This window comes from Pseudoalteromonas sp. AS84 (genome assembly GCF_038900255.1).
Classification (GTDB): Bacteria; Pseudomonadota; Gammaproteobacteria; order Enterobacterales; family Alteromonadaceae; genus Pseudoalteromonas.
In genome coordinates this window covers 76,610-97,250 of sequence record NZ_JBBMQY010000015.1, presented here as the reverse complement: position 1 = coordinate 97,250, position 20,641 = coordinate 76,610, and the positions used below count along the sequence as shown (strand labels likewise).

General features: G+C 37.4%; 19 protein-coding genes and 1 pseudogene. 14 read left to right on the top strand and 6 right to left on the bottom strand.

Annotated features, from left to right (window positions below; all coding sequences use genetic code 11):
• The first annotated feature begins 22 nt into the window (after window positions 1–22).
• Both WNY79_RS15015 and WNY79_RS15010 read left to right on the top strand, forming a co-directional pair.
• Window positions 23–379 (top strand): hypothetical protein, encoded by a 357-nt coding sequence (locus tag WNY79_RS15015; protein ID WP_342876271.1) that lies wholly within the window; start codon window positions 23–25, stop codon window positions 377–379.
• A gap of 34 nt (window positions 380–413) precedes the next feature.
• Complete coding sequence (locus tag WNY79_RS15010) at window positions 414–926, top strand: YetF domain-containing protein (RefSeq protein ID WP_182769241.1); 513 nt, start codon at window positions 414–416, stop codon at window positions 924–926.
• A gap of 98 nt (window positions 927–1,024) precedes the next feature.
• Here the strand turns inward: WNY79_RS15010 and WNY79_RS15005 are convergent, their stop codons facing one another.
• Window positions 1,025–1,642 carry a trimeric intracellular cation channel family protein gene (locus WNY79_RS15005; RefSeq protein ID WP_076924633.1) on the bottom strand — a complete coding sequence of 206 codons (618 nt, stop codon included), beginning with the start codon at window positions 1,640–1,642 and terminating at the stop codon, window positions 1,025–1,027.
• 394 nt (window positions 1,643–2,036) lie between these two features.
• Here WNY79_RS15005 and WNY79_RS15000 point away from each other — a divergent pair, with 394 nt between their 5' ends.
• From WNY79_RS15000 to WNY79_RS14965, 8 genes and pseudogenes are all read left to right on the top strand, one after another.
• On the top strand, window positions 2,037–2,624 hold the full coding sequence (locus tag WNY79_RS15000; RefSeq protein WP_342876270.1) for a cold shock domain-containing protein: 588 nt from the start codon (window positions 2,037–2,039) through the stop codon (window positions 2,622–2,624).
• A gap of 244 nt (window positions 2,625–2,868) precedes the next feature.
• Entirely contained in the window at window positions 2,869–3,084 is a 216-nt protein-coding gene (locus WNY79_RS14995; protein ID WP_342876269.1) for a hypothetical protein, read from the top strand.
• A gap of 79 nt (window positions 3,085–3,163) precedes the next feature.
• On the top strand, window positions 3,164–3,424 hold the full coding sequence (locus WNY79_RS14990) for a hypothetical protein (protein WP_342876268.1): 261 nt from the start codon (window positions 3,164–3,166) through the stop codon (window positions 3,422–3,424).
• Between the two features lie 60 nt (window positions 3,425–3,484).
• Window positions 3,485–3,640: a hypothetical protein gene (locus WNY79_RS14985; RefSeq protein ID WP_342876267.1), complete on the top strand. Its 156-nt coding sequence runs from the start codon at window positions 3,485–3,487 to the stop codon at window positions 3,638–3,640.
• A 448-nt stretch (window positions 3,641–4,088) separates the two neighbouring features.
• The gene (locus WNY79_RS14980; RefSeq protein ID WP_342876266.1) at window positions 4,089–5,441 is read left to right on the top strand and encodes an ATP-binding protein; all 1,353 of its coding nucleotides are present in this window, start codon (window positions 4,089–4,091) and stop codon (window positions 5,439–5,441) included.
• A 5-nt stretch (window positions 5,442–5,446) separates the two neighbouring features.
• Entirely contained in the window at window positions 5,447–8,011 is a 2,565-nt protein-coding gene (locus WNY79_RS14975; protein WP_342876265.1) for an AAA-like domain-containing protein, read from the top strand.
• A gap of 128 nt (window positions 8,012–8,139) precedes the next feature.
• Window positions 8,140–8,283, top strand: a pseudogene (locus WNY79_RS14970) (transposase); the annotation flags it as partial.
• A 389-nt stretch (window positions 8,284–8,672) separates the two neighbouring features.
• A complete protein-coding gene (locus WNY79_RS14965) occupies window positions 8,673–8,945 on the top strand; it encodes a hypothetical protein (protein ID WP_342876264.1) in 273 nt (90 codons plus the stop codon).
• Window positions 8,946–9,208: 263 nt separating this feature from the next.
• Here the strand turns inward: WNY79_RS14965 and WNY79_RS14960 are convergent, their stop codons facing one another.
• The 5 genes from WNY79_RS14960 to WNY79_RS14940 all read right to left on the bottom strand — a co-directional run bounded on the left by WNY79_RS14960 (window position 9,209) and on the right by WNY79_RS14940 (window position 14,351).
• On the bottom strand, window positions 9,209–9,811 hold the full coding sequence (locus WNY79_RS14960; RefSeq protein WP_342876263.1) for a thiamine biosynthesis protein ThiC: 603 nt from the start codon (window positions 9,809–9,811) through the stop codon (window positions 9,209–9,211).
• A 347-nt stretch (window positions 9,812–10,158) separates the two neighbouring features.
• Window positions 10,159–10,860 (bottom strand): metal-dependent hydrolase, encoded by a 702-nt coding sequence (locus tag WNY79_RS14955; RefSeq protein WP_342876262.1) that lies wholly within the window; start codon window positions 10,858–10,860, stop codon window positions 10,159–10,161.
• 164 nt (window positions 10,861–11,024) lie between these two features.
• Window positions 11,025–12,653 (bottom strand): sensor domain-containing diguanylate cyclase, encoded by a 1,629-nt coding sequence (locus tag WNY79_RS14950; protein ID WP_342876261.1) that lies wholly within the window; start codon window positions 12,651–12,653, stop codon window positions 11,025–11,027.
• Complete coding sequence (locus WNY79_RS14945) at window positions 12,640–13,086, bottom strand: hypothetical protein (protein WP_024598374.1); 447 nt, start codon at window positions 13,084–13,086, stop codon at window positions 12,640–12,642. The genes WNY79_RS14950 and WNY79_RS14945 overlap by 14 nt, the downstream gene beginning before the upstream one ends.
• Window positions 13,087–13,088: 2 nt before the next feature.
• The gene (locus tag WNY79_RS14940; RefSeq protein WP_342876260.1) at window positions 13,089–14,351 is read right to left on the bottom strand and encodes a hypothetical protein; all 1,263 of its coding nucleotides are present in this window, start codon (window positions 14,349–14,351) and stop codon (window positions 13,089–13,091) included.
• 360 nt (window positions 14,352–14,711) lie between these two features.
• On the opposite strand from WNY79_RS14940, the gene WNY79_RS14935 reads away from it, so the two are divergent.
• Genes WNY79_RS14935 through WNY79_RS14920 form a run of 4 tightly spaced genes read left to right on the top strand, consistent with a single transcriptional unit; the run spans window position 14,712 to window position 20,418 of the window.
• A complete protein-coding gene (locus WNY79_RS14935) occupies window positions 14,712–15,524 on the top strand; it encodes an ATP-binding cassette domain-containing protein (protein ID WP_342876259.1) in 813 nt (270 codons plus the stop codon).
• Window positions 15,524–16,972: a DUF3526 domain-containing protein gene (locus WNY79_RS14930; protein ID WP_342876258.1), complete on the top strand. Its 1,449-nt coding sequence runs from the start codon at window positions 15,524–15,526 to the stop codon at window positions 16,970–16,972. The genes WNY79_RS14935 and WNY79_RS14930 overlap by 1 nt, the downstream gene beginning before the upstream one ends.
• Window positions 16,969–18,291, top strand: a complete 1,323-nt coding sequence (locus tag WNY79_RS14925; RefSeq protein WP_342876257.1) for a DUF3526 domain-containing protein — start codon at window positions 16,969–16,971, stop codon at window positions 18,289–18,291. The genes WNY79_RS14930 and WNY79_RS14925 overlap by 4 nt, the downstream gene beginning before the upstream one ends.
• Window positions 18,292–18,306: 15 nt before the next feature.
• Entirely contained in the window at window positions 18,307–20,418 is a 2,112-nt protein-coding gene (locus tag WNY79_RS14920; RefSeq protein WP_342876256.1) for a TonB-dependent siderophore receptor, read from the top strand.
• The last annotated feature ends 223 nt before the right edge of the window (window positions 20,419–20,641 follow it).

Sequence of the window (20,641 nt, the reverse complement as noted above, 5' to 3'; positions counted from 1 at the left end):
ATTAGCTAAATTAAGGATGATTTTGAAACAATCTTCAATTGTATTTTTAGCCGTAGTAAGCCTGTTTTTACAGGCTTTTTTGCTAATCTCGCTAACTAGTTTTTTTACAGGTATTTACAATGCTTATGCAGCATTTGCTGGTGGCGACCCTAAATTAATAGCAGGGCATATTTCATCAGGTATTGTAATTTCGTTAATACAAATTGCACCAGCAATAGTAGGCTATTTTATAAATTACATGTTGCTTAAAAATAAACGCGTAAATGACTTTGCATTGCTTAAACCTGCTTTAAAGTTTTATGCGTATCTATGGCTTTTATTTATCCCCATTGGTACGATTTTAGGTGCAAAGTTATTAACTAAATTAAAGAAGGGTTAAATTTAATAGTGGCTTTAAAAATAAAGGAGTAATCATGTTTTTTGATGATGTTCAGGGTTTAGTGCGCGTACTTATTATTGGCGTATTGGGCTATGTAGCGCTGGTGTTTTGGTTGCGTGTATCGGGCAAGCGAACACTATCTAAATGGAACGTGTTCGACTTTGTAGTCACCATTGCGCTGGGCTCTATTCTTGCCTCGGTAATTATTTCAAAAAGTGTCGCGCTGCTTGAAGGCATATTGGCATTTGTTGTTTTAATAGGGCTGCAATATTTAATTACCTGGCTCAGTGTTCGCTCATCTAAATTTGCAGCTTTAGTAAAAGCTGAGCCCACGTTGTTACTGAGTGATGGTGAATATTGCACGGCAGCCCTTAAATCGCAGCGAGTAACAAAATCAGAAATTCGCGCTGCTATTCGTGGTGCGGGTATATTAGCCATAGAAGATGTAGCTGCCGTAGTGCTAGAAACCGATGGTAGTTTTAGCGTACTAAAGCAAAATAACAGTGGGTTAAAAACCGCGTTAAGCGATGTAGTGAGTGTTAAATAGTGATAGAGAGCATTAAAGAATAATAAAAGAGGAGACAGGTGAGATTGCCTAGCAGATTCAAGCCTGTCTCATTTAATTTATTTAAGTTACTTACTTACTTACTTAGCGGGTTCTAATAAACTAAATGTAGGTAAGCGCCACTTAAAGCGTATTGATGCCATACGTATTAAGTACCCCGCAACCAAGCTCACAATAATGCTTATGTTGTCGTCAATATTGTAATGGTGCAATGCTAGGTATAAGCACGCTACAATTAACGATACGCTGGCATATAGCTCATTGTGTAATACTAACGGTGCTTGGCGACATATTAAATCGCGCAGTAACCCACCAAATACGCCAGTAACAACCGCTGCCACTACACAAATACCGTAATGTAATCCCATATTAAGCCCCACTTGGCAGCCAATAATACTAAAGGCAGCTAAACCAAGGGCGTCTAAGCGCATAAATATGCCTTTAAATTTAACTACCCATTTAGCAAGCCACGTAGTAACAATACCGGCAATACAGGTAATTAATAAATACTCTGGATGTTGTACCCACGTAAGCGGGTAATTGCCTAGTAATATATCTCGTACGCTGCCACCACCAATTGCGGTCGCACTAGCTACCAGCACTACGCCAAACCAATCCATTTTCATTCGCCCAGCGCTAAGTGCGCCGGTCATGGCTTCTGCGGTAATACCAATAATATAAACAACGGTTAGTAGCATGAGATAATCACTTGAAATTCGTGCGTAAAAATAAGGTGTGGATTGTATAGATAAATTAAGTAAATAACGAATGAAAAATCATACTAAAAAAGCATCATTCAGATAGAAATAACTAATAACAAAAATCAGTGTAAACAAGGTGTTAAGCTAATGAGTGAGTGCGCAGTGGTTGTAATGAATTAAAGGACATATGGCCGCAAATTATAAATAAAATAGGTTGAGGTTTAGTGTTTTTTAGCACGTTTATTTTTAAGTTTATTTAAATAGGTAAAGCGTAAAAAATTAACACAATATGAATAATCGGTTGCATGGTTTTAATTTAGGAACGTATAATAACAAGTGTTAATTAAATGGAATTTGCGTAAAACGCAGCTTAAGCATAATAGGCGGATACATGCATAAAGGATTGTTAAAGACGTGGAAAACCGACAAAGGTTTTGGTTTTATTAAATCAGACACCCTAGAGCACGACACGTTTATTCACATATCAGCGCTCAAACACATGAGCCGTAAGCCTAAAGTTGGCGACACTATTTGTTTTGAAGTAGCGACTCAGCCCGACGGTAAAACCAAAGCAATTAACTGCCGCATAGAAGGCGTTGCAGAGCTTAAAGCACCTTATCCAAAACACAATAACCAGCCATATCGCATTGCTAAATCTAACTTTGCCAGTAGCTTTTTAGGTAAAGTTGCCTCAATTGCGCTTATTGCTGCACTTTGTTTTTATGCGATTAATAAATACAACACTCACTCAAGCAGCCAAACTCCCATTATTACTAATGCCGATTTAGCAACCTTTGATGAACAATATCCGAAGCTAGTTACTCCTAAAAACACGCAAAATTTTAGGTGTGATGGAAGGCAATATTGTACTGAGATGAACTCACGAGCCGAAGCCGTATTTTTTATTAATAACTGCACGAATACAAAAATGGATGGTGACGGCGATGGTAAACCTTGTGAAAGTGATTCACGGTTTTAAAATGAGTGGTGATTATATAAATCGTTTAGCGAAAGGATAGGGTGAATAAAAACAGAGCCAATTAAAGGCTGTGTATAAACACAGTTACTTGCAATTTTTCCCATAACATTATTGAAAGTTGTTCTGAGGCTAAATAACAAAGGCTACTGAAGAGAAATTGTAATTACCTGTTTATAAACGAGTTGTTTGGTGTAATTATCGAACAACGTAATATACGCTGTTTTGGGGGTTATAAGCCAGCAGAGTGGCGTTCAATAAACTGTTATACCTAATAGGGAAAGCTATTGCACAAGAAGCAGCGGATATAGAAAACAGACCAAAAGAGTTATTCAAGCTTCCTGATTATGGCTGTTTACCTTCTGGTAGTTTTCAAATAGATTTAAATGGTGCCCTCGGTGATTTTTTGGGTCATGACCTATTTGATCTTGATGGTAATCAGCCGATGAGAGCAAAATTCTGAAATTGACAAGTGGTTTGAATAATGTAAACCATCATATGAAGCTATTGAATTTTATCGTGAGCGTGATGATGATTTTCAAATGATCAATGTAGTAGTTTGTTGCTATGCATTTGAAGAAAGAGATAGTCAACTTTTTGGCCTTCCATACCATATATCGTCAAGACCTGCACAAAAAAGAGGACTGCCATCATCCGTCGGAGTTGATTGGATCGATAAAATCGACCTGGAACGCATTTTAGATGGCAACCCTCATAACATGGGATTAAACCCATTTTCAAATGCGTTTGGTTTGCATTGTGTTGGTGAAGGAATGCCAAGTGTATTGCTGTCATCAATATAAAGATTTAATCGATCAATATAAACTTTTCAAACTGCAAGCAATAAACCTAACATGGGGCTTATGAAAGAAAATGGGTGGTATAGATTAACTCACAGAGCTGCATCAGATTATCGAATTGGTAATTTATTTACAGGCGATGATGCTATTGCCTTTTACAAAACAATTTCGGCATTATTACAAAATATAAAAACTATGCCGTCTACTTACATTACTTAATGGCGATAAATTGCCAACAAAGTCAAAGTTACTGAATGCTTAATACATAATTACAGACTGTTGGAAAGAAGCTTGGTTTGACTCACACCCTGACAGATTTTTTGCAGGAGCGAATATTGCATTCCGGAGGCTTGATTCAAGTAATAATTCAGTTGATTACTTGTTTAAAGTATTGGTTATTTAACGAGGTCGATTACGGGAAATGTAGCAACTTATGGAAAAGTAAGCATTTAAAGAATTAGTTCATAATATAGATCAAGGAATTAGCCTGATTGATATATTTGATAGCTTAATACTAAGCGTTAGTTAAATAAACCTACGGTGACATATGAAAGGTTGGTATGAAGTAAATAAGTCGAATACTGTTATAGTTTTCATCCACGGACTTTTTTCCGATAGCACTAAGTGCTGGACAAGTAAATGTAACGTCTTCTGGCCGGACTTAATTTTGAAAGATAAAAGAATTTTCAAACCCAGTATATTTCTCGCTGAATTTTATACAGAAGCTGTTTCAAACGACTATGGGATCAGTGAGTGCGCGAAAGAGGTTCATTCGCAGCTGATGAGAAAAGATGAAAATGGAAATTTTCCTCCAATCTCTAAAGAGAACATTATATTTGTAACACATAGCACTGGTGGCATTATAGCTCGTTACATTCTCGACTCTTATCGCGCAACTTTTAGAAACAAAAAAATAGGTTTATGCCTATACGCGTCACCTTCATATGGCTCAAAGATTCCTTTCTTGGGAAGGCTACTCTCTAAAGTAACAAACCATCAATTAGCACAAGAATTGAATTGGGCAAGTGATATTCTTAAAGATATAGATGATAGGTTTAATACACTATTAGCAGAGAAGAGTATTAATATTACAGGAATAGAAGCATTTGAAAATAAGGCGCCTTTTAATATTCCTTTTACGAGATATAGGGTAGTAAATAAAGACTCTGCGGCTAGATATTTTAATAATAGGAAATTAATTCCTAATTCTGACCACTCATCAATAGTTAAACCAACATCAGCATTGTGCGCCTCTCACGAATTTTTATTAGATTATATTACTGATGAGGCTTTTTGTTCGCCAATCAATCAAAAGTCTTCAGATATACAAAATGCTTTGTTTAACAGATATGAGCCTAAACATAAAGAATATACAATTATTAGGGACGTAGATGCTCATTTAACCCAAACTATAAGTCAGTATAGTATTTGGATTTGTGGTGAGTCAGGTACAGGAAAAACAACGTCGATTTTTAGAGCATTATATGAATCAGATATTGATTTTAAATATATTAGCTTGGGTAGCTATATAGGAAGTAGCGTACATGAAATCTTCGATGGGATACTTACAGAGCTAGATGAAGAAGTATATGCTGAAACACATAATATTCAAGACTGCATAAAGCAAATATCTAGCTTCATCGCTAATAAAGCTGATGAAGATGAATATTTCTTATTTGTCGAAGAAATACCTATCTCAAATAACGATATGTTTGTTGATTTCTCAAATTATATATTCGCTTTAATTAACTCTCTAAGCCATATTAATTTCAAAATTGCATTATCTTCAATATATCGCCCGAATGAATTATCAAATGAGTTAACAAAAACTTCTGAAGTACTCAAAGTAAAGGAATGGGTTCCATGGAGTAATGACGAAATAAGGAGTTTAATAAAGTTGATTGAAAAGCACACGGGAATAGGTTTGGTTGATGTAGATATTGATACATTTGGCGGTATTCCAAGACTTGTAAAAAATCACTTCAAAGATGAATTATCTAGACAACCAGTAAAGGCATAATGATTATGAGTAAAAAATTAATTCCAAGCACCATAATCCCTGAAGAGCTTTATGTAGAAAGAAATGCCGATGTCCAATTAAGACAAATTATAAGAGATATGGGTCGCCCGGGATATATACTTGTTGCTAGACAAATGGGAAAGACTAATCTTCTAATTAACTCTAAAAGGAAGTTGGAAGGTGTTAACGATATATTTGCCTACATCGATCTTTCAAACAAATTCGAGACTGACAGAGAATGCTTTAGAAATATTATAGATACTATTTTAGATGTTAATTATGAAAAGTTGGAAAGTATATCTGAAAAAATATACTCGAATAGAGAGAAACGTAAAACTGTTGCACATCGAGAACATGTAAGTGAATTGAGGTTAATTCTTTCTGAAATTACAGGAAAACTAATTATAAACTTGGATGAAATAGACTCGCTTACCGCTGCTGAATATTCAGACAAAATATTTGCTCAAGTCAGAAGTGTCTACTTTGAAAGGGTCAATTATAGTGAATTTGAACGCTTGAGCTACATACTTTCAGGCGTTGCAGAGCCTAGCGACATAATTAAAGATAAATCTATTTCACCATTTAATATAGGTCAAAAAATATTATTGGGTGATTTTAGTTTAGAAGAATTTCATTCGTTACTCGTAAAAACAGATCTATCGTTATCTGATGAGGTAATAGACAGAATTTTCTATTGGGCGAGTGGAAATCCACGGTTGAGCTGGGAAATTTGCTCTAAAGTCGAAGATATAATCATTGAAAATGCTAAGGTTGATTGTGAAACGATAGATAATATAGTCAGTATCTTATACACAACAAATTTTAATAGGCCTCCAGTAGACCATATCAGAACTCTAATTCAATCGGACACAGAATTAAGAGAAGCAGTGTTATCTATTTATTACCAGCGTATTGACGATCTAAGTGACAAAGTAAAAAGTAGGTTGTATTTGGCGGGAATATTATCTTCTGATTATGAATCAGGTGATATCAAAATAAAAAACAGAATAATAGAAGAAAGTTTGGATATGTCATGGCTGCTAGAGATTAGCAAACAAAATACATTGTCTATAGTCAAAGCTGAAGAGTTCTTTCTGAATGGAGACTACATAAAGGCATCTGAAATATATGTGAACATAGTTGACAATCCAGAGTTTTCCAGTGCCGATCAATTGAATTCGAGCTATAAATTAGGGGTTTGCTATTCGAAGCTGGGTGAAAATCAAAAAGCTATTAACTGCATGGAAAATAACCTTTTTAATAAAGTTGGGTTTAGAGATATACACATCGAGCAACTATATATTCTCGGCCTTTCATACTTGAAACAGAAAAATTATGAAAAATCAGAAGAGTACTTTAACCAAATAATTAAGGAAAAACCGAACGATTTCTATTTTATAGCATTGGTCAATCGTGCATCAACTCTCGGTAAAATAGATTTACCAAAACACCGTGAAGAAATAATTGAAATAAACAAGGAGGTTGTAAAACAAAGCATTGATGACAACATTGTGGCGCCAGAAGCAATATGTAGTGCATATTATAATCTTGGCACATTAAATGAGAGTTTAGATGATAAAAAAATATCATTTAATTACTATTTAAACGCTTACGAAAGCGCAACTAACTCCTATAAACTGAAACCTCTTATTAACGCTTTAAGCTTAGACTATGGTAAGTTTAACTCGATATGGTCAAAAATACTTAATGTTTTGTCCTCAGGCGATATCGTATTTGATAGCGGTATTGAACCTTATGGAATGGAGACAACATTAAACGAAACTGCTGGTTTGATTAATATTGCTATCGAACTCGACAAAATCGATGATTTAATTGAATTCTTGGAAAATGTAAAAAGCTACTGCTTGAAAGAGAAAAACAACTTCTCCACTGTACTACTAGAAATAGCTATTCATTTATTGAACTCTAATAGAAGGAAAGCTTCAAAATTTATTTTAACCTTCATATCTGAGCTTGATCGAATTTATATATCGCCGAATGACTTCTTTCTTTCAAATAAATACCTTTTATTTATAGATAGAGAAAACTTAAAAGCAGGTGACTCATACTTTAAAGGCTTCCAAAATTATACAGATTCCATAGATCGTATTGACGTTTTACTTTTTGAAATAAAAATTATGAATTTATTACATGGGGGAGATGTTGGCACTGCTGTTAAGTATTGCGACTTGATTATAAATCTAGAAGGCCTCTATTCCCTTGATATAAAAGTTCAGTTGTTAACTATTTTATTGCTGAAAATGAGGTGTTTGCAAAAGGGAGAAGATAAGTTAGAGCAGGCTCAAGAGTTAAACTTGATAATTGACAAAGTAAAAAAAGAAGATTTACATTTATCCCATATTAATGAGCAAACTTTTGAGTCTATTAAAAATGAAGTGATAGCAACAATTGTTTCAGAAACACCAATAAATCAAGTCATTCGAAAAGGAAAGCAATATGGTAGAAATGAATTAGTAAAAGTGCAGTTCAAAGACGAGTCAGTGCTGACTAAAAAGTACAAGTATATACAAGAGGACATTAAGAAAGGAAACTGTACGATAATTAATTAAGCCCGCTTATGATCTTATTTAATAGACAGTCCCAAATTAACAGTGACACCCATCTTATATTTTGCACTTTTTGAAGTTAGAGGCTAGCTTTTATGTAGTTGTAGTGTGAAAAGTAAGCAGGGTGTTATATGGGAATCGCAAGAAAGCGTCAAGTAAGTTTGGTTGATACAAAATACTATCACTGTATTTCACGCTGTGTTCGTCGTGCATTTTTATGTGGGGAAGATCGTTTTACTGGTCAATCTTATGAGCATCGACGAGGGTGGGTTGAAAAAGCTAATGGGGTCAAATCTTGACTTCATACATCAATTGGTTAAAAGTTTTTGATGTAACCTCTGAAAGCGCAGCGTCTCTTACACTCTTTGTGAATGGATTTTGAGAGAGCTCTTTGTATTTCGATCATAGTGGTGTATTTAGTTGTGCCAAAGTTGAGACATTTTAAGTGCATATGATGAAAATTTACTACGAGACAACAATTCCCTTTAATAGTATTGAATTTTTGCCATATGTGCTTTTTATAGTTATCAGTTTAATCTTTATTGGGAGGCTCAAAAAATTATACGATTTATATATTAAACGTTTTTTTAAGTTTAATTTCTTCGTCTTATTTTTTATATTTATTATTTACAATCTAGCTTCTATAGCTTCTTTATATTCGAAAATGCAATATATAGCTAAAATAAAATCGCATGAGGAGAGCGTTGTAACAGGCGAAATTGAAAAATTAGTAGAAAAAGAAGGAGCAAGTCGAACACAGAGTTTTTCAGTGTCAGGAGTGTCTTTTAAATATAATAACTATCAAACTGCGCCATATTTTTTTGCAAATCGGAAATATAACGATAAGGTTATTATTAATGGAGGTTATGTTGAAATACATTATATCCAAGATAACGGCAATAATTATATCACCAAGTTATTTATAAAAAATGATTGAGAATTTACACCCTAAGGGATCGTCGACCCATTTAAGTTTTGATTTAAGCTGTTATCTCCTCTAAAAGCGCAGCGCCTCATATCCTCTTTGTGAATTAGCCTTTAGATTGCGAAGAGGGCATTAACTTGGGATGCGGTAGTCGAACGTTTTAAGTTGAAAGTGGGCGTCACTTTAAACGTAAAACATCGGCGAATTAGCACTCTAATATACGCCGATGTTTATAACTTATTTAAATAAGCACATTACTTGTAAGGTATTAAGCCTTAGTATTGTTTACGGTAAAGACTAATCAAACATATTGCTAAAAGTAACGTTGCAATCATACCTGACGCGCCAGCAACAGCTGATGGAAGGAATCCATCACGGCCAAAGGTTATTAAAATACCATTGGCTAACATTGCAACTCCGCCTGCTAGGGCTGTAAGTCCGCCAATTGCTTTGCCGCCTTTAGCGATAAAAGATAGGCCAAAAACAAGAGCTGCTAATCCCAATAATAATTTAGCTGCGTAGTAAATCATGAATGACAAAGAAACCACGCCACCAATTAAAGGTTGTGCGCCTTCTACAGTGCCCGCAACTTTTCCAAATGTTGAAAACAAAGTAAGGCCAATACTCACTTGTACTATGTTAAGTACCGCACTAAACGCGATTGCCGACCAGCCTAGTTGAGCGTTTTTTGCTTGCACCATAGATGTGCCTGCAAAGGCAACAAGTAAAGTAAATACCAGCGCTTCTAGCCCCCAAGCCACCTGCCTTGAAAAACTAATTTCTGCACTGTAAAGAACAGAATAAATACCCTGTGATATCGCCAATACCAATAATAAAGATGCTGTAATTAGCATGGTGCGTTTATTCGTAAATTCCATTATTTACCTCTTATAATTTTATATTTAATGCTTTAAAAAGATTCTACAGGTTTGAATACATCAAACAGGGAGCTTTTTAGCTAATTAGCTTTTACACTTAGCCTATAAGACAGGTAAAGCTATTTAATTATTTCACTTAAACCTATAAAAATAATAATTAATTACAAATAGGCTCAAATTTTGGTTTTATTCAAAACTTAAATTGGGAATCGTTTAGGTTCAAGCCATTTATGCCCTCTAAAAGCGCAGCTACTAATTCCCTCTCAGTAAATCAACGTTTAACTATCTTAATTATCAAGAGGGCACACATTTTGAGTATGTGGTTAAACAGCTTAATACTTACGGCGTTAAGATAAAAACGTAAAATGAGACCAGTCACTTAACGCTGTAATAGTTTGCTTTGTAGGGGGCGCAACATAGATTAAACCTGCAATGGCAATAATTGATGCTAGCGTAATTAATTTGTTATCGAAGTCGGCTATTTTTAAAGCTGTCCCGAAAGAGCGTTTAATAGTGACATTGCTTAAATCTACACTGTAAATTTCATCTAGTAATAAATGAATTAACCCGCCTAATAAAATAAACCCACCCGTTAACCAGGCAAAAACGGCTGCTTGTGTGGTTGATTGGTCATTTAGTTTCCATACTACTTGAGTCGTTAATAGTGCGCATAACAGTATAAATAGTAAAGAGTGGCAACTGCCTCTATGTACTGTGATCCACTCAAAAATGGGCCTAATAATATATTTCATACATCCGTAAACTAATAAGGGCACTACGATTAACTCGATAAAGCTAATTGTAATAATGAGCTCGGTGGTTATGTAATGCAGTACCAGTAATACAGCGCTGAGTGCAAATAAGTTAAAAATAGTATCGAGTGATGTGGAGTTATCTGAATCTATGTCGGGTAATAAGCCGCCGATTGAGCCTAAAAACCATAACCAGAGCGCGCCCTTTAATTCAATATGTCCTGCAGATAATAAGGTGGCGGAGGCTAAGCCTGTGATGATTACGGCAGTATTAAGATGAGTATTGAAGTTTGCCATTGTATCTCTTGATGGGAAAAAGTAGGGCATTCTATCAATTGAAAAGTTTATTGTTCAATATTCTTTAATGATTGAACTGTAAATAACCTTGGCTCTGGTTAATAAGCCACTCTTTGGCAGCTATTTTTGGTGCTAACTGTGTTTAAAGTGCTCAATAAACCCTCTTACTTTTTAAACTCGTCATAAAATGCAATTTGCCCTCGGCCAGTTTCTTTTACGTGGTAGAGCATTTTGTCACCATTGATCATTAATTCGAGTAGCTCTTCACCATCATTAGGGCCTACTGCAATACCAATGCTTGCACCTACGGCGCATGTTTTATTTTGTGAAATATAAATGTCTTGTTGTAACTCGTTTAGCAAAGCGATGGATTGCTCACGCGTTGTTGCTTTGTTGTAGGTATTAACTTGCCTTGCAACAATAAATTCGTCACCGCCGAGGCGGATACATATGTCGGTTTCTTGGTTAAAACGCTTTTTAAATCGGTGCGCTATTTCAATAAGTACTTTATCTCCGGCTTCGTGGCCGTAGGTGTCATTTATTGGTTTAAACTTATCTAAATCAATCATCATTAGTACAAGGTGCTGATTATGTTTAACACACTCACGAAGCGATTTTTTAAGGCGTTTTTCACCCGCGCGGCGGTTAAGTAGGTCAGTTAGTGGGTCGTGATCGGCTTCAAAACGGGTTTGAAATTCGCGTTCGGCGCGTTCAGTTACATCATGTAAAATGACTTCAACTAAGTGTTCTTGATGAGCGCTTCGCTTTGTTTCACGTTGCTCAGTTAATCTTACAAATAAGCAGTGCAACCAAATGGTTTTATGGCCAACTTTACACTCTATATCTAGGGTCGCTTGTGGCGGGTTTTTATCACAACGAATATCTGCAAGCAGGCTTTGTAACTCATCTACGTTATTTAATAGAGCGGGAAAGTGCAAGGTTGATAATTCTTCTTCGCCGGGTACGGTAAAGTAATGTTTAAACGCGGGATTAAAGGTGGTGATAATATTATTGTCATCTAATAAACAAATACCGGCGCTGGCTTGTTCAAAAATAAGTCTAAATTTAGCTTCTAGTTCTTGAGTTTTTTTACGAAGGGATTGCTCATTACTTATGGTTAACTTTAACTCATGCATTAGAGCGTTTATACCATGCGTTAGCCTGCTTATTTCGTCTCGCTTACCTTGTCTAAATTCTAGCATTGTCATAGTTTCGGGATTAGTGGGGTCAATTGTCGCAAAGCTGTCGGTTAGGTTTTGAATAGGCTGAGTAAGCCATTTGCGTACAACTAACGACACAAAAAAAGCGATGACGATTGATTGAATCAGCATTAAAAGAAATTCTTTTATAAGTGATGACTGTGCTTGTTGTTCAATAAATTTATCGTCGGGGTATATGGCAAGTACACCTATAAAGGAGCCTTCTATAAAGGGGTGAATTAATTTAATTAAAACAGCTTCATTTTTTTTGTTAGTAGAGCCACTTGCAATAAATAACTCCATTTCGCCTTTTGCGTTTGCTTCTCCTTCTAGGCTTGCGCCTTGCACTAAATCGTTACTTAGTAAGCCATTAATAATTTCTTGGCTTAATTCACGATCGTTTAAGTAGGCTGCTATTGCGGCTGTTTTTCCCATTGTTTGTGCTAACTGCTGCACGAGTAGATAATTGGTGTTTTTCTTTTCTTTAAAACCCGAGTAATAAGAAAGAGTTGACGATACTAACGTAACTACAATAGCGACAATGGCGATTGATATAGCAACGCGTACGTAGAGTGCTTGGCTAATTTTTATCAAATGTGTATACCACTTTTACTGCGTCTGTAACCTGCGATTGGGGAATATAGCCAATTGCAAATTGTGATGCCGCTATTTTGTTTAACGCGTCTTCAACGGATGTTGACGGTGTTGGGGGCTTTGCGCGCCCTGAAAACAATAACCTAGCCCAATAAGCATTAATTTTTTGCTCATCTTTGTTGACCAGTTGTAGGTAAAAGTCATTTTTTAATGTTGATTGCGCCGGTAAATCGAGTGGTTTAGAGGTTTCACCATCAGGGAACGTTAAATAACGGCCCATGTAAATATCAATAACTTCGCGCTTGGACAAGGCGTTAATTGTATTGCTTTTATTTACCACCACTACAAATTCTGTAGATTTTGCATTAACACTAACAAGGAGCAGGCATAGCGGCTGCAACAGATAAAGGAGTACGTTACGATAGCTCATCATTGTTAAAACACCATACTAGCGTTCAAACTTAGCATATGTACTTTGTGGCCTTCGTCTACATCAGCCGGATTACTAAGGCTCCATAACCCCGCGCCTACGGGCTTTATATCAAAGCGGTCTAGTTGGGCTTTTAGCACTAAGCGCTCCGATAGCTGCCATTTTACACCTATGTTAATTGAATGCTGATGAACATAAGGCACTTTAATAGCAGCTTGTGTTGCAAGTGCTAGCTGTTGTATTGGTTCTGAAATTTGCTCGGGTGTGCCTGGTGAAAAAACAGGATCGTTTACTTGTATAACATCATGACGATTTCTTGCTGCTGAAAAGCTCGTGTAAAATATTGCATTGTTTACCCTATACCCAGCGCTAATATAAGTGCTGAAAACTGATGGTGCAATTATCCAATCGGATTCTGAAATACCTACTTCAGATTGAATAAGCCAATTATCATGATCGTAGGTAAGTCCAAACGCGGCATATTCTATACTGTGGCCTTTGGTATTAAATTTGTTAGATATAGTCTCTGCTTGTGGCCATATACTTTGTGGGACAGCGTCTAGTAAAGCTAAAAACTCATCTAGTGAGTCCAGCTTATAGTCACCAAAATCAGACTTTGAAAGTGAAAAGCGCACTGTCCAAGAATCCAGTGAATAGGTAGCACTTAAGGTTGTTAAATTATCAAAATCTATAAAAAAGTCTTTGTTGTATGCTTGCAGCTTTGCAGTAGAGCTCCCATAGGCGAGCTTTAAGCGTAAAAATCCTTCATCAATGGCTTTACTGTATTCAATATCCACGCCGTCGTAATTTCCTGCAATGTTTGCAAAAGAGTAGTATTCGTGAGGAGGGCGTATCCATAAGTAGGCGTATCCTACATAAGGATATTCAGAGAGTAAGTAAAGATCGCTATTTAGCCGGCCAGCACGGATAGCCCAATGGCGTGAGGGGCGGTAACGTACAAAGGCGAGCTCTAAAAAATTATCAAGACTTTTAAAGGTATGATCTTGTAAAACGACTTGTACCACGGAGTCCCAGTTTTTTGAGAGTGAGATATTAGCTTGCCCACCTAAAATTGAATCACGCGCCGCTGAAAAGCCTGTATCGTTTTCGTTTAAGTAATTAGATGCAAAGGCGATATCTGAATCGTCAGTGTAACTGAGTGTTAAGGATGCAAAACCGCTAAATTGCACGTCTATTTCATTTGCATAGCTTTTATTAGCAGCAGAAATTACCAATATAGCTATGGCAATTGTACCTCGGAACAACATGTTAGCGCTTATTTTTATGATATAGATAATAAAAAGATAGCACATTTTTTTAAATTACCAACTTTACTAACATACGTTTTTACCATAGGCATTAGGATGGCATGGACAGGCAGCTTACATTCTTTAGTGTTGGTTTTTAATTTAACTTAAATTGTAAATTTAAAACATAACACTATTCTAAGTTTCACATAAAAGAGGCTATTTTAAGTTGCTTTAATTTTTACCTCTCAAAGTAATATTATATTAACTACGTAACGTTATTTATCTTATTTGTTAATTTACAATGTTATATTGTTGCAATGAATATTTGATATAGTATAACATTCACTCCTATGTAATTTCCCTAAATAGAGTTTTAGTGTGACAACATCTACCGCGATTAATAAAACACCACCAATTGAACAAAAAACGTTTGATAAACACGTTAGCAACACAGGCGCCGCTTTAAACGATACGATGATTGAAGTGAGCTCTTTAAATTTTAGTATTAAAAATAACGCTATTTTAAAAAACTTAAGCTTTAGTGTGGCTGCAGGCGAGGTGTATGCGCTACTCGGTGGTAATGGTGCAGGTAAATCAACTACATTAAAAACGTTACTCGGATTTAATAAACCAACTCAAGGCTCTGTAAAAGTAGCCGGTAAAGAGGTTACACAAGCGCTTGATTTTGTACGTGGCAAAACCGCGTATTTGCCAGAGTCGGCAACACTTTACCCGCATTTAACTGCTCGCGAAAATGTTGAATATTTTTTATCACTTGCTGATATTAAAAAATCAGATGAGCAAATTAACGCGGCTTTTAACCGTGTTGCATTACAGCGCGATGCGTGGGACCGCCACATGCAAACTTATTCAAAAGGCATGAGGCAAAAAACAGCAATTGCACTTGCGATACTGCGTGAAGCTCCGATATTTTTACTAGATGAGCCTACATCGGGCCTAGACCCTGTTGCTATTGATGAATTTAATCAACTTGTACGCGAGCTTGCATTAACTGGTGCGACTATTTTAATGGTTACCCACGATGTATATGGCGCGTGCCAAGTGGCAAATCGTATTGGTTTACTTAAAAACGGTGAGCTGGTGGGAGAGTATGATGCGCCCCAAAGTGGGCGTATTGATACCGAGCAAGTACACGCTGCATTTGGGCATCACGCTAATAGAGGTGCTTAATGAGTATAAATAACTTTTCAAAGGTGGTGATTGTTGCCAAAGATGAGTGGCGTTATTGGCTTCGCTCAAAATTAGCAATGACCGTGCTTGCTATTGGTTTGGTGCTCACGGTTGCTTCGGTGATTGTAACGGCTATTACCATGATGGAGCTAAGCCACACACGGCATGAGTTACAGGCAACTAGCGATAAAAGCTTTGTTGATCAACCCGACCGTCATCCACACAGAATGGTGCATTATGGGCATTATGCATTTAGAACGCCTTCACCACTTAGTACGCTTGACCCTGGTATTGATGCCTACACAGGCAACTCAATATTTTTAGAAGGGCACAGACAAAATAGCGCAATGTTTGCAGATAGCCGCCAAGGTACTGCATTAACTAAATTAGGTAGTTTAACGCCTGCATTTATTGTACAAACACTCGCACCTTTATTACTGATATTAATTGGCTACAGCGGTATTAGCCGCGAGCGTGAGTCGCAAACGCTCTCGTATTTGTTATCGCAAGGTACATCGGGCGCAACGCTTATTGCAGGTAAAGGATTGGCGCTACTTTCTGTTGTGGGTTTAATTTTAACTCCGCTGACGGTGTCGGCTTTATTTACACTTGGCTCAGGCGAAGGCTTACTTGCGGTTGTAAGCTTTGTGCTTGGCTACGCTTTATATTTAATTGTGTGGGTGCTGCTTATTTTACTGGCATCGAGTGTGTTTAGTAAAAACAGCGGAAGCTTTACAGCACTTGCCTTTGTTTGGATTTTACTGTGTATTGTAATGCCACGTGTAGCAAGTACAACAGCCTCCACGGCAGTGCCATCAGCAGGCAAAATAGAAACCGACTTTGCTGTAAAAGCCGAACTTAGAAAACTAGGCGACGGCCACAACACAAACGACCCCGCATTTAAGCAATTTAAACAATCGCTCCTTAATAAATACAACGTGAGCAGTATTGATGAGTTACCCGTTAATTTTAGAGGGCTAGTGGCAAGCGAGTCTGAGGCTAAACTAACGAGCGTACTCAATAAGTTTGCTGAGCAGCGTATGCAAGCTGAACTTAAACAAACACAGGTATCGCGTTATTTTGGTTGGGTTTCACCTATGGTGGCTATTCGATCGTTATCGATGATTGTGGTAGGCACGAGTATTGAAACCCATCATCGCTTTTTACGCGAAACCGAGCAGTTGCGTTTTGATTTTGTGCAAGGGCTTAACAAAGTTCATGTAGAAAAGCTTAGCTACCAAGACGACATGAACCGCAATGCCGATACTGCTGCAACCCAAAAGGCACGTGTAAGTGCTCAAAATTGGCAAATACTGCAGGACTTTACTTTTAATGTAGACAGCTCAAAAGCGAGAGCGCAGCGAAGCATACCTGCTTTTTTACAGTTATTACTTTGGATTGCGGTGCTGTTAGGCGGTATTAAATTTGTAGGGAGGCGTTTGTTATGAGTTACCTATTAAAACAGTTTGCGCGTGAATGGCGCTTTTTACTTCGCCAAAAATACTTAGTGGTATTACTGGTGTGTACCTTTGTAATGTCGGGGTTTGCAGTTTTCAGCGGGCTTAGTGAAGTAACACAGCAAAAGCAAACTATTGAGCGCTTAAAAGCCGCCGATTTAACAGACTTAACTAACGTTCAACATAAATACGAAGACCCAGGCTCGCTTGCCTATTACAGTTTTCACTTAACGTATTCATCGCCTTCAAATTTAGCGTTTGCTGCTTTAGGCGAGCGCGATATTTACCCATGGAAACACCGCTTAAATTTACTTGCGCTAGAGGGACAAATTTACGAAAGCGATGCGCAAAACGCAGAGCTAGCGCAGGCAGGTAAAATTGATTTTGTATTTGTAGTAAGTGCATTAGCACCGCTGATAGTTATTTTACTATTTCATGATTTATTTGCTAATGAGCGAACAAGCGGTAGGCATGATTTATTAGTAACTACTGCTAAGTCGTACTTTGCATTATGGGGGGCACGAATAGCAGTGAGGTTGATTGCAGTAATAGTGTGTTTAATGCTGCCATTTTATATAGGTACATTGCTTAGTCATTCGGCCCTTGCTGATGTGGGGGTTGTTACTTTTATTTGTGTAATTTACATTGCGTTTTGGACTGCGCTCAGTGTGTGGTGGGGTAAAAACGCCAGTAGTGCGCCGCGTGTTGCTTCAACGTTAATTGGTTTTTGGGTGTTAGTTGCTTTTATTATTCCTATTTTAGGCGATTTAGTTATAAACAAAACGGTGCACTCACCAAAGGGCGGCGACATTGTGCTTACTCAAAGAGAGGCCGTTAACGATGCATGGGACTTACCAAAGAAAACCACAATGGATGCTTTTGTTGCATCAAATCCACAGTGGAAAGATCACGTTGATATGCAAAGCGAGTTTGAGTGGAAATGGTATTACGCATTTCAGCAAGTTGGAGACGAAAAAGCAGGTGAACTTTCACATGCGTATCGTGATGCAGCGCATACAAAGTATCAATTAGCGGGAATTGTATCGTGGTTTTCACCGCCATTACTGTTACAACGCAGTTTTACACGACTGGCGAGCACTGATGCTTTAGCTGCATTTAGATACGAATACCGTATGCGAGGATTTCATAAAAGTTTAAGGGAGTTTTACTACCCTTGGCTCTTTATAAAGGGTAACCCACCAAAAGCGGCGCTTGAGAATATGCCTAGCTTTAAAAAAACAATGCTTAATGAAATGGATGAGCCTGAAGTTACAGGCGTTAAGCTAAAAGAAAATTTATCAGTTAACTAATTAACAAGGTTTATAATGAATACCAATAATAAAGGGCTAAAGCTCACCTATTTAAGCGCATGCTTAGTCAGTTTATTTAGCAGCCATGCTATGGCTGTTGAGCAAAACCAAAAAGATGACAGCGTTAATAATAGCCCTATTGAAAGATTGGCTGTAATGGGTTCGCGTCAAGCGTATCAAGGTAAATTTAGTGCGTTAGAAACACCGCAATCAGAACTGAAAATAGATTTAGAAGCGCTTGAAAACGCAGGTGCGATAGATTTAAACCAAGCACTTGATTTGTCGGCTTCGGTTGCTCGTCAAAATAACTTTGGTGGGCTTTGGAATAGCTTTGCACTACGTGGTTTTGTAGGCGATGAAAACTTACCAAGTAATTACCTTGTAAATGGGTTTAATGCCGGGCGTGGTTTTGGTGGTTCGCGTGATTTATCGGGTATTGAGTCGGTTGAAGTTTTAAAAGGCCCACGCGCGGCTTTATTTGGCCGAGGAGAGCCTGGTGGTACAGTAAACCTTGTTACCAAACGCCCAACGTTTGATACAAGTGGCGAGCTAAAGCTAAGTGTAGGCAGTTTTGATACCTACCGTGCTGATGTAGATTACACAACGCCCCTTAACGACGATGTAGCAATTAGACTGGTTGGTTTTTATGAAGACGCAAAAAGCTTTCGCGATACGATAGAAACAACTAAACAAGGCTTTAGCCCATCAATAACGTGGAATATTAATGATAATAGCCAACTAATATATGAGCTTGAATACAGCGACCAAGAAGTCCCTTTTGATAGAGGTGTATTAGCTATTGATGGTGAACTTGGTTTAATACCAGAAAGTCGCTTTTTAGGAGAACCAGGTGATGGCCCAATAGAGGCAGATGTACTTGGTCATCAATTAGAGTTTGTTCATGACTTTAATGATAACTGGAGCGTGTTGCTGGGCGCTAACTACCGAGATACATCGCTTGAAGGGTTTGCAACCGAAACCGGTTTTGCAGGTGTTGTTGATGGCGAGGTAAATCGTTTTAGGCGTTATCGTGATTACGATGCTAAATATCAAGTATACCGTGCAGAAGTAACCGGTAATTTAGAGGTTGCAGGGTTAGAGCATCGTTTAATAATTGGTGTGGACTCTGATAAATTCGAAAATGATCAATTTGTTCTTCGCGTGCGTGGCGATCAGTTTATTAATGTATTTAACCCCGTGTATGGTGCGTATGAGTTACCTACGCCAACGGCCAATACCGATAAGTTAGAAGTGCAAGAGTCGTTAGGTATATTTATACAAGACCAAATAAGCCTAACCGATAAGCTTGATATACGTATTGGTGCACGTTTTGATGACTACGAACAAACACTTAATAACCGTTTAGCTGATACTCAATCAAAGCAAAACGAATCGCGAGTTAGCCCGCAGTTTGGTGTTGTGTATGAGGCGAGTGAGTTTGTATCTGTTTATGCCGCTTATGGCGAAAACTTTAGGCCTTTATCAGGCACTGATACAAATGGCGATGGTTTTGAGCCAAATCAATCAACTTCGTCAGAGGTAGGGGTTAAATTTACTTTAAACGATGGCGCTCTGTTTGGCACCGTTGCTGTATTTAAAGTAGAGCAAGACAATATGCTGGTAGTTGACGATCCGACTGCATTTACTTTTGCTGCAATTGGCGAAGCACAAAGCAAAGGCATAGAAATTGATATAAACGGTGATCTTACTGATGATGTAAGCCTTTGGTTATCTTATGCGTATGTTGATGCAACCATTGAAAACTCATTTTTTGATGCGAACTTTGGTTATACAGTAGAAGCGGGAAGCTCTTTATTAAATATTCCTGAGCATCAATTTAGTTTACAACTAGTTAAATCGTCTGAATTATATGGTAAAGCCGTTAAATTTGGTGGAGGCTTAGTTTATGTAGGCTCACGAAACGGCTTTTTTGGTACCGATTTTGAGTTACCAAATTACACAACAGCGCGTGTATTTGTTGATGTTGACGTAACTAAAGCATTTGGTTTACGCGCAGAGGTAGACAATCTGTTTGATGAAACCTATTACACTAACTCATTTGCTGATGCGTGGGTTCAACCGGGGACACCGCGTAGCGTAAGGTTAAGTGCGACTTATAAGTTTTAAACGTACACATTAAAATGATACAAATGAAAAGGCTGCTTTATTTAAGCAGCCTTTTTACATTGGTTATAAACCGTTAGGTTTTTAGGGTCTGTCTAGCGCTGTTTTGCATCAACAAGTAACACTTAACTTAATGACAAAGGCTTTATGAAATAGACGGTGGATAAATAAACCATTATTATAAATTCCTTGTTTTGCCAATGTTATAGCTAGGATTTAATAGCAA

What these genes read in the sequence shown, in the direction of transcription:
- WNY79_RS15010 (WP_182769241.1), top strand. Translation starts at nt 414, where the DNA reads ATGTTTTTTGATGATGTTCAGGGTTTAGTGCGCGTACTTATTATTGGC.
- WNY79_RS15005 (WP_076924633.1), bottom strand. Translation starts at nt 1,642, where the DNA reads ATGCTACTAACCGTTGTTTATATTATTGGTATTACCGCAGAAGCCATG.
- WNY79_RS15000 (WP_342876270.1), top strand. Translation starts at nt 2,037, where the DNA reads ATGCATAAAGGATTGTTAAAGACGTGGAAAACCGACAAAGGTTTTGGT.
- WNY79_RS14990 (WP_342876268.1), top strand. Translation starts at nt 3,164, where the DNA reads ATGATCAATGTAGTAGTTTGTTGCTATGCATTTGAAGAAAGAGATAGT.
- WNY79_RS14985 (WP_342876267.1), top strand. Translation starts at nt 3,485, where the DNA reads ATGAAAGAAAATGGGTGGTATAGATTAACTCACAGAGCTGCATCAGAT.
- WNY79_RS14975 (WP_342876265.1), top strand. Translation starts at nt 5,447, where the DNA reads ATGAGTAAAAAATTAATTCCAAGCACCATAATCCCTGAAGAGCTTTAT.
- WNY79_RS14965 (WP_342876264.1), top strand. Translation starts at nt 8,673, where the DNA reads ATGCAATATATAGCTAAAATAAAATCGCATGAGGAGAGCGTTGTAACA.
- WNY79_RS14960 (WP_342876263.1), bottom strand. Translation starts at nt 9,811, where the DNA reads ATGGAATTTACGAATAAACGCACCATGCTAATTACAGCATCTTTATTA.
- WNY79_RS14955 (WP_342876262.1), bottom strand. Translation starts at nt 10,860, where the DNA reads ATGGCAAACTTCAATACTCATCTTAATACTGCCGTAATCATCACAGGC.
- WNY79_RS14945 (WP_024598374.1), bottom strand. Translation starts at nt 13,086, where the DNA reads ATGATGAGCTATCGTAACGTACTCCTTTATCTGTTGCAGCCGCTATGC.
- WNY79_RS14940 (WP_342876260.1), bottom strand. Translation starts at nt 14,351, where the DNA reads ATGTTGTTCCGAGGTACAATTGCCATAGCTATATTGGTAATTTCTGCT.
- WNY79_RS14930 (WP_342876258.1), top strand. Translation starts at nt 15,524, where the DNA reads ATGAGTATAAATAACTTTTCAAAGGTGGTGATTGTTGCCAAAGATGAG.
- WNY79_RS14925 (WP_342876257.1), top strand. Translation starts at nt 16,969, where the DNA reads ATGAGTTACCTATTAAAACAGTTTGCGCGTGAATGGCGCTTTTTACTT.
- WNY79_RS14920 (WP_342876256.1), top strand. Translation starts at nt 18,307, where the DNA reads ATGAATACCAATAATAAAGGGCTAAAGCTCACCTATTTAAGCGCATGC.